The organism is Dyella sp. SYSU CM1112 (assembly GCF_058216415.1).
Window position 1 is genome coordinate 84,539 of sequence record NZ_JBZEGI010000014.1, and the last position, 15,804, is coordinate 100,342.

The 15,804-nt window shown below is 51.7% G+C and carries 10 protein-coding genes; 7 read left to right on the forward strand and 3 right to left on the reverse strand.

Features of this window, described 5'->3' with window-relative positions:
• Window positions 1-71: 71 nt before the first annotated feature.
• From AC4HNJ_RS17695 to AC4HNJ_RS17715, 5 genes are all read left to right on the forward strand, one after another.
• Window positions 72-1,094, forward strand: a complete 1,023-nt coding sequence (locus AC4HNJ_RS17695; protein WP_490480922.1) for an RHS repeat-associated core domain-containing protein — start codon at window positions 72-74, stop codon at window positions 1,092-1,094.
• A 209-nt stretch (window positions 1,095-1,303) separates the two neighbouring features.
• Window positions 1,304-2,224 (forward strand): RHS repeat-associated core domain-containing protein, encoded by a 921-nt coding sequence (locus tag AC4HNJ_RS17700; RefSeq protein WP_490480923.1) that lies wholly within the window; start codon window positions 1,304-1,306, stop codon window positions 2,222-2,224.
• Window positions 2,225-2,585: 361 nt separating this feature from the next.
• On the forward strand, window positions 2,586-4,625 hold the full coding sequence (locus tag AC4HNJ_RS17705) for a hypothetical protein (RefSeq protein ID WP_490480924.1): 2,040 nt from the start codon (window positions 2,586-2,588) through the stop codon (window positions 4,623-4,625).
• A 285-nt stretch (window positions 4,626-4,910) separates the two neighbouring features.
• Window positions 4,911-7,256 carry an Ig domain-containing protein gene (locus tag AC4HNJ_RS17710; RefSeq protein WP_490480925.1) on the forward strand — a complete coding sequence of 782 codons (2,346 nt, stop codon included), beginning with the start codon at window positions 4,911-4,913 and terminating at the stop codon, window positions 7,254-7,256.
• A gap of 172 nt (window positions 7,257-7,428) precedes the next feature.
• Window positions 7,429-8,343, forward strand: coding sequence for an RHS repeat-associated core domain-containing protein (locus tag AC4HNJ_RS17715; protein WP_490480926.1), 915 nt, complete (start codon window positions 7,429-7,431; stop codon window positions 8,341-8,343).
• Window positions 8,344-8,669: 326 nt separating this feature from the next.
• Here AC4HNJ_RS17715 and AC4HNJ_RS17720 read toward each other — a convergent pair whose 3' ends face one another.
• The gene (locus AC4HNJ_RS17720) at window positions 8,670-9,500 is read right to left on the reverse strand and encodes an RHS repeat-associated core domain-containing protein (protein WP_490480927.1); all 831 of its coding nucleotides are present in this window, start codon (window positions 9,498-9,500) and stop codon (window positions 8,670-8,672) included.
• A gap of 196 nt (window positions 9,501-9,696) precedes the next feature.
• Entirely contained in the window at window positions 9,697-9,993 is a 297-nt protein-coding gene (locus AC4HNJ_RS17725) for a hypothetical protein (protein ID WP_490480928.1), read from the reverse strand.
• 2,034 nt (window positions 9,994-12,027) lie between these two features.
• On the opposite strand from AC4HNJ_RS17725, the gene AC4HNJ_RS17730 reads away from it, so the two are divergent.
• Window positions 12,028-13,026, forward strand: a complete 999-nt coding sequence (locus AC4HNJ_RS17730) for a hypothetical protein (RefSeq protein WP_490480929.1) — start codon at window positions 12,028-12,030, stop codon at window positions 13,024-13,026.
• A gap of 222 nt (window positions 13,027-13,248) precedes the next feature.
• Here the strand turns inward: AC4HNJ_RS17730 and AC4HNJ_RS17735 are convergent, their stop codons facing one another.
• On the reverse strand, window positions 13,249-13,575 hold the full coding sequence (locus AC4HNJ_RS17735) for a hypothetical protein (protein ID WP_490480930.1): 327 nt from the start codon (window positions 13,573-13,575) through the stop codon (window positions 13,249-13,251).
• Window positions 13,576-14,364: 789 nt separating this feature from the next.
• On the opposite strand from AC4HNJ_RS17735, the gene AC4HNJ_RS17740 reads away from it, so the two are divergent.
• Complete coding sequence (locus tag AC4HNJ_RS17740; RefSeq protein ID WP_490480931.1) at window positions 14,365-15,282, forward strand: LysR family transcriptional regulator; 918 nt, start codon at window positions 14,365-14,367, stop codon at window positions 15,280-15,282.
• The last annotated feature ends 522 nt before the right edge of the window (window positions 15,283-15,804 follow it).

Genomic DNA, 15,804 nt, shown 5'->3' on the forward strand with positions numbered 1-15,804 from the left:
ACCCGCCACATCGACGTGCCCTATCGCTTGGCGATGGGGCACGTCCCAACCAGCCGGAAGGACCATAGATCATGACGATGCAGGGATTTACCAGTGCCTATCAAGATCCCGTGACCCGGAATTATCCGCTTGGCCACGGGTATCGCATGTACGATCGCAGTTCAATGCGCTTTACGGCACTGGATGATTACAGCCCGTATGGTACTGGCGGCATGAACGCCATGGCTTATTGCGAAGGTGACCCGATCAATGGCTTTGACCCAACGGGCCATAATTTCCTTCGCAGTGCCTTCTTGACGTTCGATACGATGTTGACGGCGGTATTGACGGCTACCGTGCCGCCCATAGGCATTACGGTGGGATTGGCGTTGCCCAATTGGATAAACCAGGATCTCGTCACGCTTCCGAAATCAGTCCAGGTGGGGGCCAGTATTGCCTTGACTGCTGAGCTCACCGCGATTGGGATTATCGCCCCCATTGGGATTGCAGGCGGCCTCACGCTTTGGGCAGGAGGAGCGGCTGTGCTTGCATTTGTTTCCGGTGCCACGAGCGTTGTTTCCACTGTGAACTCTGCGGAAGGACATGAACACGCCGCCAGCGTCTGGGGAAAAATTTCGTTTTACACGAGCATAGCGGATATAATGATTTCCTTTGGGGAAGCTGCTGATACCTATGCGGAAGCTGTCGATACCTATCTTGATGCGGTTAAGGCCTCCGAGAAGGCGGGATTGAAGGCGGCGAGCAAACCACTGGAGCGACCGACTATAGGTAGCTATATCGCTCGCGCTGCAATCAGTCAAGGAATCAGTCAGGCATTGAACGTAGGCCTCTTTTATGGTCTTCCTCCTTTGATGAAGGCGGCGTTTCAAAATCAATTGAAGCCGCCGCCTGTGGCCCGGTTGGCAGGGGTCGAACCGACGGCGGCCACGGCCATGGGAAGTTTTTATCCTTCCGCATACAGCTTTCCTCAGCCTAGCGATCCGGTACTTGTTTCGGCACATCCGGAGTCACATCCGGCGATACCAATGTTTCGAGCGGCTACCCTACCAGTGCGTCCCGGATACCCTGCTCAGTACGCTGCGCTTTGGTCGTAGTCGTGCGGAGAGGGGAGCGTTATCGATCAGTCTTCTTGCTGATGTCTATCCATGACCAATATAGGCTCTTTGCAGCCGAGGCTCCGCCATTGTTGGTTTGATTTGGATGTGTGCGCGGACCACTGAGCCCGTCATGTGCATCCGTGACGTTTGGTTGATTGACCGAGTCTCGGCGAGCCAGGCTCGTAAACCGACACGGGGAAACTGCCATGCTTACTGCGTTTGGTTATGCAGCTGCCTACAACGATCCAGTGATCCCCAGTTATCCGTTGGGAAACGGGTATCGGCGATATCTGCCTTCGCTGATGCGCTTTAATGCGCAGGATACCCTGAGCCCGTTCGGTATCGGCGGACTGAATGCATACATTTACTGCATGGCGGATCCGGTGAACAGGAGCGACCCCACTGGACATGTTTCCTTGACTGATTTGTCTCTGGGGGCGGAAAGCTGGGCTGAGGCAGGGCATTCATTTCAGCACCTGGACGATCCGGTGGAAAATCAGATCCATCATTGGGTGGAAAGTGAGAACGTCAAACCCATTGTTATGACCGGCTTTTCAGGCATGGGTTACGCTGATACCGGCCTTCTTGAAAAGAAGATCGTCCAGATTTTCGAGGCGCATCACCGTCCCGGGCTTATTGCCGGCACGACGAAGTCCGGCATCGGTCTAAGCTATGAAATTGCCAAGCGTTACGACATACCCACGCTCGGAATCGTATCGAAAGAGGCCGAGAAGTATCCTGATGACATATCGCCCTTCTGTGATCACGTAATTTACGTTCCCACTCCGAAAGATGTGTGGGAAGTCAAATCCCCCCAAGGCAACTCGTATATGTTGAGTGCCCTCAAATGGCGCCAGGGCGCTATATACGCCATCGGCGGCGGCAAAGTTACGGTGAGTGAGGTGACAGAGGGAATAACACGCGGATATATCCCTATAAAATCCTGGCGCGATTATATTTTCCCCGACTTTGATCCCAATCCTTCGATGATTGCGAAACAGATGGCGAAGCGGTCGCTGCAAGAACAACGTGATTTCGATCCGACACCGTTACGCACCTTTGCGCAGGAAGAAATGTTCCGTCTTGGCAGGGAGCTGTCCGCAAGTACAAGTTATCGGTATATGTAAGGTTCGCCAGTGTGGGAACGCTCTCATATTGACGCGTGATGCCAGGAAAAAGCCTCAAGGCAAGGATGTCTTGCTTTTTTTCAGTCTCATGTTTATGGCGGCGGCCAACCAAAGCCTCCCTCAAAAGATACAACGCGTGAACGATCGGAATGATTCCGCAATCGAAGCGAAAAAAATCCGCCACTTTTCAGGCCGTAGCAACCCAACAACCACTGTTTCGGATGCGCGCTTGCAAAGCATTTGTACGCGCGATCAAAACTACGAGTAGCCAAACGAACTTATGCTGAAACCCGATCGCCGTGATGCTCTGAGCATCACGGAGCGGAGTGTTCCATCAGTATGCAATCAAAGGAGCAAGACCATGGCAAAGCGTCAAACCGGCGCGGCAACGACCACCAGCTCCTTCGACCAGCCCTATTCGTTTACTGCCAATTCAACGGCGCAGTTTCAGGACATCTATCAAATAGATGGGTCGGAGATTTTCTTCGGGACCGGTGGCTATGTGATTGGGGCCTACTACATCTGTATCAATGAAAATGGCGTGACCGATATTCAAGCGAGCCTCCCGCCCACACTCGGTATCGCCGACGCAAACGGTAACTGGGCGCATGCCTGGGATGATGTGACGAACACCGGCTTTTACCTCGACGGCAATGCCCAGCGGATCACTAATGTAGGCATCTACGCCAACGGCAACCATTGTGTAGGCATGCGGATGTATTTTGATCCCATCAGTACGCATTTAAACAACACCATCATTGCCCCTACCCAGACACCGGCGGCCACCCGCTTCCAAGCCTATATGGAGACGCTGCTGGGCATCACTTCCCCGCCATGGGGATGGGAGAAGAAGGTACCGACCTTGGCGCTCAACGATGGCAGTCAGCTTCCGCAAGGATGGGCGAGCTCGGTAACGCCCACGGCCTACACCGAGGTTATTATCGTGCCTCCGTCGGAAGCCGTGCCGCAAAGGGAGGAAGAGGGTGGTCCCGCCGAGAGCGTGCTCGGTGGGTGGCGCCCGTTGTTGTATCTCACCAGTACGGTGCCGGGCCAGATCACGATCGAGGGCCAGTTGACCCTGCCGGATAGTACGGTTGCGAAATTTGGTGATGTCGTATCGACGTATACCGCCTCGCCGATCCAGGTGACGGGGTACCCATCCAATGCCTACGCAGCCGGAGCAAGCGGAGGACTGGCTATCAGTCCCACTCGTGCGCCGTCGTCGCAGAATCTGGACATGGATACTTATTGTCTTACCCATGTTGATTGTGACCCTTTGCCACCTGAATTTTACTGGCGGCAAGATAACTACCAAATTTCCATTGACAATAAAACTTCTCCCATTAATGGCTATGGCGCAGTCAAGAAGATGGTGGACTGGAGCTTGGACGGGGCATCCATTGCGAAAGGTCAACCTTCCGATCCGCTCGATGCCTACTATTACACGAGCCAGTACAACTATTACAACACGGATGCCTATATTTACTGGAGCGGCACGCCAGGCGTGACTATTCCTTTGTGGGACGATCTTGATGATAATCCTATTATACCGACAGGTCGCGACGACGGATCGATTGTCATTATCTTGATGACATTCATTAATCTTGTACGTCCGTTTTGTCAAACGCCATCTGGAAGAAATTATAATCTACAAGGCCATGTGAAATTTCATGACCAGTATGGCAATCCGGGTGAGTTCTATTTAAATTTCAAGTTCCCTGAAACGTATTATCCAAAGAGCTACGATCCCAATGAGTCTGTTCAAAAGGGATCGAGAAGCATTGTGCCCATTTATGATGGTTCTGGTCAGCAGGTATTGAGCTATTTCTATGACATCATTATTCCAAGCTATGTCGGTACACCTGGCTCGTCATCGCAGGATTATGGTTGGCTATATTGCCCAGGTTACAAGCTTTGGGCATGCACCGGAGAGGGATACCAGGGGACGGATTTGCCAGTGATAGTGGGGGATGGCCAACATGGAACTCTTGACAGGTATCAATGGCGCTTGAGCATATGGAGCAATAGTGGATGGAATGTTAAGCCCGGTCGGGTGCTTCCGAACACGGATATAGCCTTATACACGCCATCATTCTCCGGTGTGATAGCTAATTACTGGGGACACATATGGGACGGAGATTATGCGGTCATAGTTGCCTATCCTTATGGAAACAATGGCAATCCTCCATATCTTCGTAGCTATGTTCTAAGACCGTTATGGACGGAAAACGCCTTTCGTTTGGCGCGCCATGATGACGGCGGATGTTATGCAAGCCCAGTTGCATCATCCTCTTCTGATGGTTGGGGTTACATTGTATGGACGCAAGTTCCAATAGATCCGCCAGATTCAGTGGTTGAACATTATAACTGGCGTTTTTCAAATATAAAATCTATTTATTGAGTCAAAGATGGCTTGCTGTACTTTTGGCAAAGATACTTGCTCATTCCGTGAGTGCTGGCCGGTGGCAGTGACATGGTGCGATGGGCTACACCTACGGCACTTTCCGAAATCGCGGTATTAGAGAAGCTAAAAAGCACTTACAAAGATCTCGCGGCTTTCTAATGAGAGCGATGCTCGGTGATAACGAGCATGGAGCCAATAGTATGGCTTCCTTTACCATCTTTATCTATTGGAAGTCAAAGAGCATTTCTTGAAAAAAACTGCCTTTTTATAAGGAGAAAGGCCATGACTACACAGAAGGAAGCGTTATATTTTGAAGCCGGCTACCTGTCACTTGACCTGGATGCTACCGGCTCCATCGTTAGCCTGACTGACTCCCGTAGCGGTCGAAATTATATGCCAGCCGGCAAATCTGCGCCGTTCGTCAGCCTGGTAATCAATGGACAACAGATAATGCCTACCACGGCTCATGCTGTCTCCTCTGACCTTTATGCGTTTATAAACGAAGATGAGAAGTTCGGATTTCAGATCGACGTCCAGGTCGTTACAAAAAATGGATATGTCACGTTTGAGGTTACCCAAATTGATGGGCCTGCCAATACGAGTGATCGACTTGGAGATGAGTTTGACATTCAGGCACTTTTGTGGGGGCCGTTGCCTACCGCAGTGGCCGTCGGTGATGGTTCAAATGGAAATTCCGGTGCGATAGGCGAATCAGCGGGTGTGGTGCACGATCAGGCGTTCGCCATAGGCCTAAAGTTGCTCAATGACCGAACGGAAGCTGGTTGGCCCAGGGATTACCCCCAATATGGATGGCAAGAAGACGTCGATCCTAATCCGTATGGCCAGAACGTGGATCCCGCCCTGGAGCAGTGGAGTGTTGCGGCAAAAACCTCGTGGGGGTCAATGCTCCGTGCCTTTACTTTCGACTATACCCGTCAGAGGCGTCGGCTCAACGCTAATGGGTATCCTGTTCCTGTGGGGCCGCTCAGTTCGGGAGGGGAGATCATTGGATCCAAAATCGCACTGTTTGGCTGCAGCCCGGAGCTCGTCACTACCCTGTTGTCTTTCATCGCTTCCGGTGAAAATCTTCCTTACCCTACTCAGAATGGTCAGTGGCAAAAAGCGGCTCAAGCCAGCAGCCAGTCTTTTATTGTGTCAACCTATCTAGGTAGCAACAGTGTTGACGCGACCGCTCAAGCAGCCAAGTCGGCTGGACTTAATTACATTTATGCGCTGAATGGTTATCGCGGTCCTTGGCAATCCACGGGCCACTATGCGTTCAATTCAGATTTTGGTGGTGGCGATAACCAGGCTAAGGCACTTGTTGTGGATAAAGCCGGAGCAGTCGGTATCCACGTAGGTGTTCATACCATGTCGGACTTCATCGCCGACAATGACCCCTATCTTTCGGAGCAGGCTTCCTTGGCGATGGGAGGAGAGAGCCCTCTGAGTAGGCCGTTGGGGGCTTCGGACACAGAGCTCTATCTGAGCGATGCGTGGCCAGTGCTGAAAGGGCTCCCTCTTGTAGATGGAGGGGATCAGTCGGGCTATGACTCAGTGTTGCTTATTGGTGATGAATTTATTGGATATTTTGAACAGAACGTGCAGCAGATAAATGCCTCCGAATGGAAAGTAACTGGAGTCACCAGAGCGATATGGGATACCTCCGGAGCAACAGCCCCGGTTGGCACACTTGTTAAGCGGGTCATCGTCAACCAGTATCGCGGCCCTGTCGGCGGACTTAGCGTTATTGACGAGATCGCTATTCGATTTGGCGTCATACGCAACGCTGTTGGTATCCGTGCCAACTCCTTCGACGGGCTTGAATCCGCGAGCGATTCCGGGTGGGGGAGTTATGGTATTGCCCGGTTGGTGAACGGCACTTACAAGGCGCACGCGGAGCATGATGGATACATCACTGAGACAAGCAGAATGACGTCCAACGCCTGGGATACTTTGACGAGGGCAAGCTGGGGCTCCAGCCTGGACGCGCAGGGCAAGATGCAGCTAATCCGCAATAATGACTACTATCAGGCTAATTATCTGCCGGGCATGTTGGGCTGGATCGATTTCAGCAGGCTGAGCTCTATGCTGGATATTGAGTCTTGGCTGGCCTTAGGCGCGGGGCTTAATGCCGGTATGGGCGTATGGAACGTGGACAGCCAGAATGAAGGAATGCTTGACAGAATCAAGCAGTGGGAAACAGCTCGAAATCTTGGCGCATTTACAGAGGCTCAAAAAGCCGCGCTGCGTGATCCGAGTACTTATTGGACTCTAGCAGTCATCCAAGCCGGGAAGAGCTGGTCATTGCAGCAATTGACCGCTGAGGGCACTCCTTTCGGCGACCCCCAGATTGTGTCGGCACCAACGCCGCAGCTCAGTTCAGCGATTCAGTCTTACGCGCCTTACGGAGTGCTGTACGAAACAAAGATTGTCTCGAATACGCCGGCCACCCTTCGTTTTGCGGTCACCGAGGGGACACTGCCGCCAGGCCTCCAACTGAATCAGGACACGGGTGGGATCGTGGGCACGCCTATGCGAGCCGGGCGATATGGGTTCACTATCACCGCTACCAACAGTGGCGGCGTGGGCGACGCGTCGGCGGGTTATCAAATCCTGGTGAGATGAAAAGTAGAGTGGAATTAACGTGCCCTTGCTGATTAGAGCTCATAGGAGTGGTGCTTCCACCTAAGGCGATCTGTATGAGAGTGTGATCAGTATGGAGCCTATAAGCAGGCGCACCCAATCACTATGCTGATTCTCGCGGGTCATTAGCAGCGACGCTATATAGGAATCTCTCATGTCCAGGATCTTCGATCAGGGCTTTACCGGGGCTCATCAGGATTTCATCACATTCGCCTACCCATTGGGTAACGGCTATCGCTGCTATCTCCCGGGCCTGATGCGTTTTAATGCTGTGGACGGCTTCAGCCCATTCGGATTTGGTGGGATCAATCCGTACGTTTATTGTGCCAACGACCCCATCAATTATAGCGACCCTACGGGACATGTAATTTCCCCGGTGCTGGAGGACGAGGCCATCGTTCGCGACCTCGTGAACAACATGGTTAAGCGCGTAGCGGCGCAAGCGGATGCCCCGGATACCGTGGTGCAAGCGGAGAAGGCATCTGGCGCGGCGATGGACAGGGTTGAAGTGCAAGGACCCTCGACAAGCCGAGTGGAGGAGGGGAGTCCCGCAGCCAAGCGGATGAGGAGCGGACCTGGCACAAGCGCGGCAGCCGCCAGGGGCGTACCGGAGACTTCACCCCAGCCGGCGGTCCCCATCGCACCGCCGCCCGCTTACGATGAGGTCGTGGCTGCCTTAAATAGGAACGTCGGAATTCAGCCGCCCCCGAATGTGCGCAATGTGCCGCCTTTATGGGAAAACTGGGGAATGGGGCGTATAAGAGCCTTGAATGCCCAACTTGATGACCTTGATAATATGATCTTTAATGAGACAGGGCTTATATCAAACGATATGTTTTTAGATTCAAACATTCGCATAAATAATTATATTGCTCGACTTAATCCAATTTTTGCCGACTACAACAATGTAAGGTCGACTATAGAAAATGTCTTTATGCAAGGTGAGAACGGGCCGGGGATGCGCAACCTCCACCGAGAGTTGTGGGCATTGCATAGACGGATCAGTGTTACCAATGATAGTCTTGAACACAATGCTTATATTTTAGGTATTCAGCAACCTCCCCAATAGGGGGGCGGCCAATAGTGCACCCGCCTACTCATGGCGGGTAGGCGTCAAGATTTCAGGACGAAGCTATTACGCCAATCATCAGAACTCCTGCACCGTATCCGCATTTTACATGACATAGAAATCTCCCATGTTCAGGATCTTCGGCCAGGGTTGTACGGGGTTTCATCGGGATTCCATTACGTCTGCCTACGCATTAGGTACCGGCTATCGCTGCTAGCGCGGCGTACTGCTTCCATCATCGAAAGGCTGAAAGAAAGGCAGGCTTCGCGCTTGAATACTTACGCGTTGGTCGTTGTTGCATCGACATCAGAGGGGCCGGCCACCTGTTATAGAGGGGGCTCTGTATCATTGGTTCGACGCAGTGTAAAGCGCGCCCGTAATAGGTTTTGTATGCTTGCCATCATGCTATTTACTGATCGATCGTGCTTATCAAAATTTACCATAAGTGTTTTGTATTCACTTGAGAAAAACTCCCAGTTTTTGGTTTCTCTATCAGTCCTATTGGATTTTATATAGCTATCCAACTTTCCAAGCAATACGCGTATTTTTTCCTTTTTATCAAAAACTTTTTGGATGGACTTTCCCATAATATTAGGCTCTTGATAATTGAGATCCATGTTGCGAGCAATATTACGGTCCAACTTTCCAGTTATTTCATCCATTTTTTTACCCGTCTCCAATATATGATAGTAATCGGGTAATTGATGGAGGAACCTGCTCGCTCTTGCTTGGAATCCCACCTGAATAGATCGCGTGCGTTGTAACTGAAGGTGAGCGGGATAGGGTCCTGCAGAAGTGCTTGGCTGCGCCTCGTCCGGGTAGGTACCCTGGGCGGCGCGATGAGTAGCGATAGGGACATCGGCAGTAGCGCTCGACGTAGGTGCTCCTAGCGCTGCGACTTCATGCGGGACTTCTTCTAGAACTTCGGGGTCCGGTGGACTCATCATATGGCCGGTCGGATCATCGAAATTGATGGGATCGCCTTCGCAGTAAGCGTAAGGATTGGGGCCTCCTGTGCTGAATGGACTCAGGTCATCGGCGGTATTGAATCGCATCAACGGGGGCAGGTACCACCGGTAACCGCTGCCTAGAGGATATCCTTCAACAACCGAATCCAGATAGTTACCCGTAAAACTAATGGCAGAGGTATGGTTCATGTGATTCTCGCGACCGTGATGAGTAAGCATAAGGACGGCTACCGGATATACACGACCTGCTTAGTAGGTCTCAATTTTAGAAGCTGCCCGCGGGAAGGCACTGGTCTTTGCTACACCGTAGGAGGGTGACAGCCGGTAAATTTCACTGCATATGTGCTGCTACATCCAAGACGACCTTGGTGCATACCTAGCCATCCTACCAGTATCGATAACTAGTGCTCGTCATCAGTGTCCTTCCAAGGCGGAACATGCCCTCCTGCGCAAATGTACGTAGCGGTGTCGGATCGAAGTCTCGCTGTTCTTTCAGCAATAGTCTTGCCATATCTTTGGCAAACATCGTCGGATTTGGCTCAAAGTCAGGAAAAATATCTTTTCGCCATGAGCTTAAAAGGACGTATTTGCGTTCTATGGCTTCCGTCACCTCACTAACGGTGACCGTGCCACCACCTATTGCGTAGAAAGCGCCACGTCCCCATTTGAGCGCGCTTAGCATGTATGAGTTTCCCGACGATGCCGAGGGTAGGCATGTCATAACGCTTGGCAATTTCATAGCTAAGACAAATTCCTGGTGTCGTGACACAAGCAATGAACCCGGGATAAGGATGCGATTTAAAAAGATCGACGATTTTATGTTTAAGATGCTCGGTGTCAGCATAGCTCTTGCCTGAAAAACCGCTCAAAACGACGGGGGCGACCTTACTCTCTTCGACCCAATAATGGATTTTATTTTCAACGATACCGTCCGAGCCTCCGAATTAATGCCCTCCCGCAGCCAATTTCGTCGCATCCAAAGGTAGATCATCCAATGCCATAAAGGAAACATGCCCCGTGGGTCATTCCGGTTCACAGGATCGCAAGCGCAGTAAGTATATGCATTTGGCCCGCCTGCATTGAACGGCTTAGGTTATCTGGCGCGTTAAAGCGCATGAGGGATGGTAGGTAGCATCAGTAACCATTCCCCAGAGGATAGCCCGGTATCAGCGGATCAATGTAAGCATCCGTATAACCGAGCGTGTTGCGCATGGTTCTCTACCTTCGTCGCGTATCGCTACGAGCGAAGTCTATCGCATGAACGACACAATATATGCTTATCACTCGAGATTTTTAGATGGGTATTCTTACGTGATGTAAATCAATTATGTGACGGCATCCATACTTGCGCTAGGTTGTCTGGCTTAGCAGCATGTACGAAGTTAAAGATAGTAGATTAAAGTATCTTGTTGACGTGAAAAAATGTTTTGACTACGAACAGTTAGTATGTACTAAGCGCTTTCGTCGCAAATATGGGATTTAAAAGTCAGAGTATTCGCACTTATGTAAGATAGGCGTCGACGGTAACATAAGCCAATGCATCAATCTGGATTTTGTATCGGTAACTCATGTCAAGGAGAATTCAATGAGTGATGCTCTTTATTGGACGGCGGCGTATAGCGCCTCATATCCCAATTTCAATTGGCGCTCCCCCATCGCGTTCCCGGATCACTACAGCGCAGATCGGCCCGCCCTTGCCGTTTTTCAGGGTAAGTTGTGGTGCGTACACCGTGGCAGCGCGGGTGACGAAAGTTTGTGGTACACGTCCTTTGATTTCAATGACGGATGGAGTAAGGACACGCTCATTCCCGGACAAGGTTCCTCTGCCGGGCCCGCATTGGCTGTATACGGGGGCAAGCTGTACTGTGTTTATATCGGTACGGGAAGCGATCAGACTCTTTACTGCACGTCAACCAGCGACGGTAAAAGCTGGAGTGATCGTGTGATAATGAAGAGCGGTGTCAGTACCAATATACAGAGTAGCTCTGAATCGCCGAGTCTGGTGGTTTCTTATAACGGTCCTGTTCACCAGAATCAGCTGTTCTGCGTATACCGGGGTGGAGGAGATAACCCCAACTTGTACTGCACGACATCCAGCGATGGGCAGAGGATCTGGGGCTGGCCGTACATCATCACTGACCCTTCCACTGGCGTTAGGGCGATCAGTACGCAGGGACCAGCCCTTGTCAGGTCCAACGATCTCCTTTCGTGTCTCTATCGCGGTGGGACGGAGAGTGACTCGCAAATACATGCCGCTTCATATAATGATCAAAATTGGGTCGTCCCACCGCCTGATTCCGGACTGTCAACTTCCGGTGCGCCAGCCGCCGTCAATCTCTCCGACATTGGAGGCACTTATTTATGCGTTTTCCTGGGCAGCGAAGCTGATACTCAGCTGTGGTGGGCATATAACACCGATGATGGCTGGGCTACCCGGGTAAAACTGCCAGGATGTGAGAGCGACACTGGCGTAGGGTTGGCTGAAGTCCAATACACGGATACCAGTGGCACCACTGCCGGGATTATTTTTTGTGTTTTTCGCAAGAGCGGATAAGTATATATTATTGATTTTAATGAGTTAATAGTTGAATAACGTTCGAGCTGGATTTTCATCTTGCGAAAATGACAAGCAAATCGCTGCCAGCCTGGCGCGGTAAGATAATGAATGAATAGAAACAACCATTGGTCGGTGGCTTTGGAGCTTAGGAGAATTTCGATGGAGCCCGTTCAATTTCCTCAAACGATCTATTACACCGTTTCGGATGGATTTACGAGCGACAACTGGCCCATATGGGGCGATGTGAGAAAGATTGGCACCGCGAATCCGTTGCCCTTTCAGTTTACGAGCCCTAATCGGCCATCTCTCCTATCCTTTGGAGGCTCGATTTATTGCGCATACCGAGGCGGCTACAGCAATAATGCGATTTGCTACACCAAGTATCAATTTACCTCGGACACGTGGAGTGATGAGCTGACGATCCCGAGCCAAACGACCGTCAGAGGGCCTGCCTTGTTTAAGAACACGATCAACAACACAGACTATCTGTATTGCGTGTATGTAGGCACCTCCGGCGATAACAATCTTTGGTGGACAAGAACAGCGGACGGTATTAATTGGGATGCCGCCCAACGATTTCCCAATAATTGCACCAGTAATTTTGAACCGGCAGCCACGGTTTGCATAGCGTCCTCAGGAACTTACAGAGTGCCTTTATGCGCGTTTACCGCGGCTGATGGCACGCTTAAATACACACAATATCTGAACGGAGCTTGGACAGCTCCTACACCCTTCGAGTACAGCCAATCGTCCTCCGCCGGGCCGAGCATGTGCAACACGGTAGATAATAATCTGGATCAATTTCCATTATGCGTATACCGCGACCACAATACGATCTATCTATGGACCACAAGGTGGTGGAATCCACGGCTTGGTTCTGGATGGAAGCAGCCCGTTCTTATCAACCGAGACAATGTGAGCAATGACAATGCATCTGTGTCGGGTTTATCGAGCCAGAAAATGGCTTTTAGGGGAACAATGCATGGCTCCATTGACGACCAGAATTTGTATTATTCGGATTACAACGGTACGCAGTGGCGTTCGGGAAAAGTTATAACTAACGCCAAGAGCGAGGTTGGTCCGGCGTTATGGGTTATGTCTGCGAACAATTACTTGTGTGTATTTCGAGGGACAGACGACGGCTTTCAGGTGGGGTGACCATACTCGTAGTTATGGTTTTAGCTTGAGCGGGCGCGTGTGCTGTTCGCGCCATTCTCAGACTGGGCCAGCACACGTTTCCAGATCCCATTTGCTAGCCTTCATCAGGGGATGGGATATCGACGGCGGCTGGTTGCGGCTCGGCTATGAAGGCAAGCCGCCGTATGAGTGGGGATGTCCAACCATGGCTGGCCAAACCTGGCTGTAAGCCTGTCAAGCAGACTAGGGCAAGGTTTTTGATACCTGCACCAATCCCTTTGCGAGTTCCGCGAATACCTGGTCGGGAATGGAAATGGTCGAAACTTCCTCGCGTTGCAGGTTGACCTTCAGTCTGGCCTCGGCGCGATTGAGCTTGAGATTGTTATCGTCGGCGTCTAATACGGGGACGTCTTCGTTGAGAATACGCTGCGTCTCGCGAAAAAAATGCAGGTGAACGAAACCGTCGTCAGTCGGTCCAGTAACGATTACACCGGTAGCCACTGCTGAAGTGTAATCAGGGGAGCGTACGTGCAGGAGCGTGTAGGTCCGCTCGTCGTTAGCCTTGGTCATGAAAAGGTCCTTCTAGATGGAAAGGTAGGGTGGGTAGTGTGCCGTTGATCGTCGACTTACGCCGCCAAACTCTGGCATGGCCATCGGTGTTTACACGTTTTCTTCACGCCGTTCAATGCCACTCTATGCAGTGGCAATGGAAAACTAAGGTGAGGTCAGTACGCCGCCCATACTGTCCCCAAACACACCCCTCGCTTATCCCGACTGAGTTCCTTGCATATTTGCAGGCATGGTTGTCTTTGTCTGTCCTTGGTTGATGGTTCGACGGGGTGATGCCTCTGGTCGGCAGCTGGTCCGAATGGCCGGAAGGTCCGAACCCGTCTGTCCACACATGTCGCAATATGCTGGATTGTATATCGACGCGCCGCCCAACTTCTTTTCCACTGAAAATTCCGTGTGTCAGAGCCAGATTGCACTATCCGAAAATTGATAACTTTGAACGGGAGGCTTTCTTTCAAAGAATTTGTACGTTCCATCAAAGCCCGACATGGAAAAACGTGCTTATGCTGTGGCTGCGGAAGGGCAAGACGTTCATGACGCCCATCGTCAGCAACTTTGAAGATTGGTAACGATCTGCCGTGCACCAGATCTGCGGCCGGTTGACCGCTGTCTCTCTTCAAGAGCTGCCAAGGGTATTGATTCGCCTTGAGAACACGTTTTCGCTCGCAAAGCACCCGGCGTATGAGGAAAACGTGCATTAAGCCGTTCATATGTTGAGTTGGTCCAGGCAGCGGTCATAGCGGTCGTTCCACGCTAGACATCCGGTAGACAGGGCAAGCAGAGGTGGCGATGAACTTGATCAATCATTTCGACGACCTCTATCTGCTGACGCGGGTTATTGAGGCGCGAGGATTTTCTGCAGCGGCGCAGCAGACGGGCATTCCCCGGTCGCGCCTGAGCAGACGGATCATCGAATTGGAGCAGCAGCTTGGTGCGCGTCTTCTCCATCGAAACGCGAGGCGTTTCTCCGTAACACCGCTTGGCGAACAAGTCTATCGGCAAGCTTTGGCGATGCGGGTGGCAGCGGAAGCGGTCGAGTCGGTCGTCCAGGAGGCAACGCACATGCCTAGTGGGTTGGTACGAGTAGATATTTCCGCCTTGCTTATGGGCATCATTCCCTCAGCACTGGCTACTTTTGCTGCCGAGACCGGTATCCAGCTGACCATGGTGCAAAAAGGGGGAGTGAGCGCGTTGCTTGAACAACACGCAGATCTGGTTTTCGTGCTGGGCAGCTCTTTGCCTAACAACGGCGACGTGGTGGCCCGCAAGCTGGGTTATGTACGCATGGTCACGGTGGCTAGCCCGCAATTACTGGCCCACCGCGAGGCGTTGAAGCATTCCAGCCAGTTACAGCAATGGCCTTGCCTGGGTTATACCGATAACTCGGGCAATTATTCGTGGCGTCTCAAGGATATGCCACATGGTCCTCGGTGCGCTTCGTTGGCCGATAATCTACCGGCGCTCGTGGGGGCGGCATGCGCTGGACTCGGCGTGGCACAACTGCCCCTTTATGCCTGCAGGGACGAAATTAATGAGGGGCGCCTGCAGGTGGTGCTCGATACATTTGAGTCGCCGCCATGGCCTTTGTACGCCCTCACGCTCTCCAGCAGGGCGGTCAATCAGGCGGTGCGCAGTCTGCTGGAATTTTGTCGCGCGCATTTGAACCAGTGTTCCCAGGAAAACTCGGCCTGGCTTTTGCCAGCGTGAACTAAAATTCGGTCGGTTGAAAATTCTAGTCCAGAAGCTTTATTTTATTCCGGACTTTGTGGGGAAGCAGTAGCGTTCGCCGTAGCTATTTCGTATGGATATCCATACGGATAGATGGACCAAAGTTTTTTTGTCCGTCTTGTCCGAAGTCTGGGCTGGAGCAAATATCTCCATAGAAGCATCTGCGGGTGAGTAGAAGTTGGCATGCCGGCGCATTGCCTATCGCGGTCGAACGGCGACGACATCAAGGCATCAAGTTGTGAACGTTCAAGGATGCTTGAAGATGAGAGTTCTAGGTTCAGGCAATGCATGCCGAGATGGCTCTGACTGTCGTAATGGCGAAATACAGTACCGCGATGGCTGAAACCGGTAGTGGCTGGCCCGTTTGTCCGCGGCAATGTGGCCATTTCCACGCTTATTAGATTTACTCACATCAAACGGGGCGCAATCCGTGCGCAGAAAATTGCGAAAGTCCAGGGCAACAGCGTTCAAAACCATGCCTGCACGGACCAGGCCTCTGGC

Bases quoted from the DNA above. Each gene is read 5' to 3' on its own strand.
- AC4HNJ_RS17735 (WP_490480930.1), bottom strand. From the start codon at position 13,575: ATGACCAAGGCTAACGACGAGCGGACCTACACGCTCCTGCACGTACGC.
- AC4HNJ_RS17700 (WP_490480923.1), top strand. From the start codon at position 1,304: ATGCTTACTGCGTTTGGTTATGCAGCTGCCTACAACGATCCAGTGATC.
- AC4HNJ_RS17710 (WP_490480925.1), top strand. From the start codon at position 4,911: ATGACTACACAGAAGGAAGCGTTATATTTTGAAGCCGGCTACCTGTCA.
- AC4HNJ_RS17740 (WP_490480931.1), top strand. From the start codon at position 14,365: ATGAACTTGATCAATCATTTCGACGACCTCTATCTGCTGACGCGGGTT.
- AC4HNJ_RS17715 (WP_490480926.1), top strand. From the start codon at position 7,429: ATGTCCAGGATCTTCGATCAGGGCTTTACCGGGGCTCATCAGGATTTC.
- AC4HNJ_RS17720 (WP_490480927.1), bottom strand. From the start codon at position 9,500: ATGAACCATACCTCTGCCATTAGTTTTACGGGTAACTATCTGGATTCG.
- AC4HNJ_RS17705 (WP_490480924.1), top strand. From the start codon at position 2,586: ATGGCAAAGCGTCAAACCGGCGCGGCAACGACCACCAGCTCCTTCGAC.
- AC4HNJ_RS17695 (WP_490480922.1), top strand. From the start codon at position 72: ATGACGATGCAGGGATTTACCAGTGCCTATCAAGATCCCGTGACCCGG.
- AC4HNJ_RS17730 (WP_490480929.1), top strand. From the start codon at position 12,028: ATGGAGCCCGTTCAATTTCCTCAAACGATCTATTACACCGTTTCGGAT.
- AC4HNJ_RS17725 (WP_490480928.1), bottom strand. From the start codon at position 9,993: ATGCTAAGCGCGCTCAAATGGGGACGTGGCGCTTTCTACGCAATAGGT.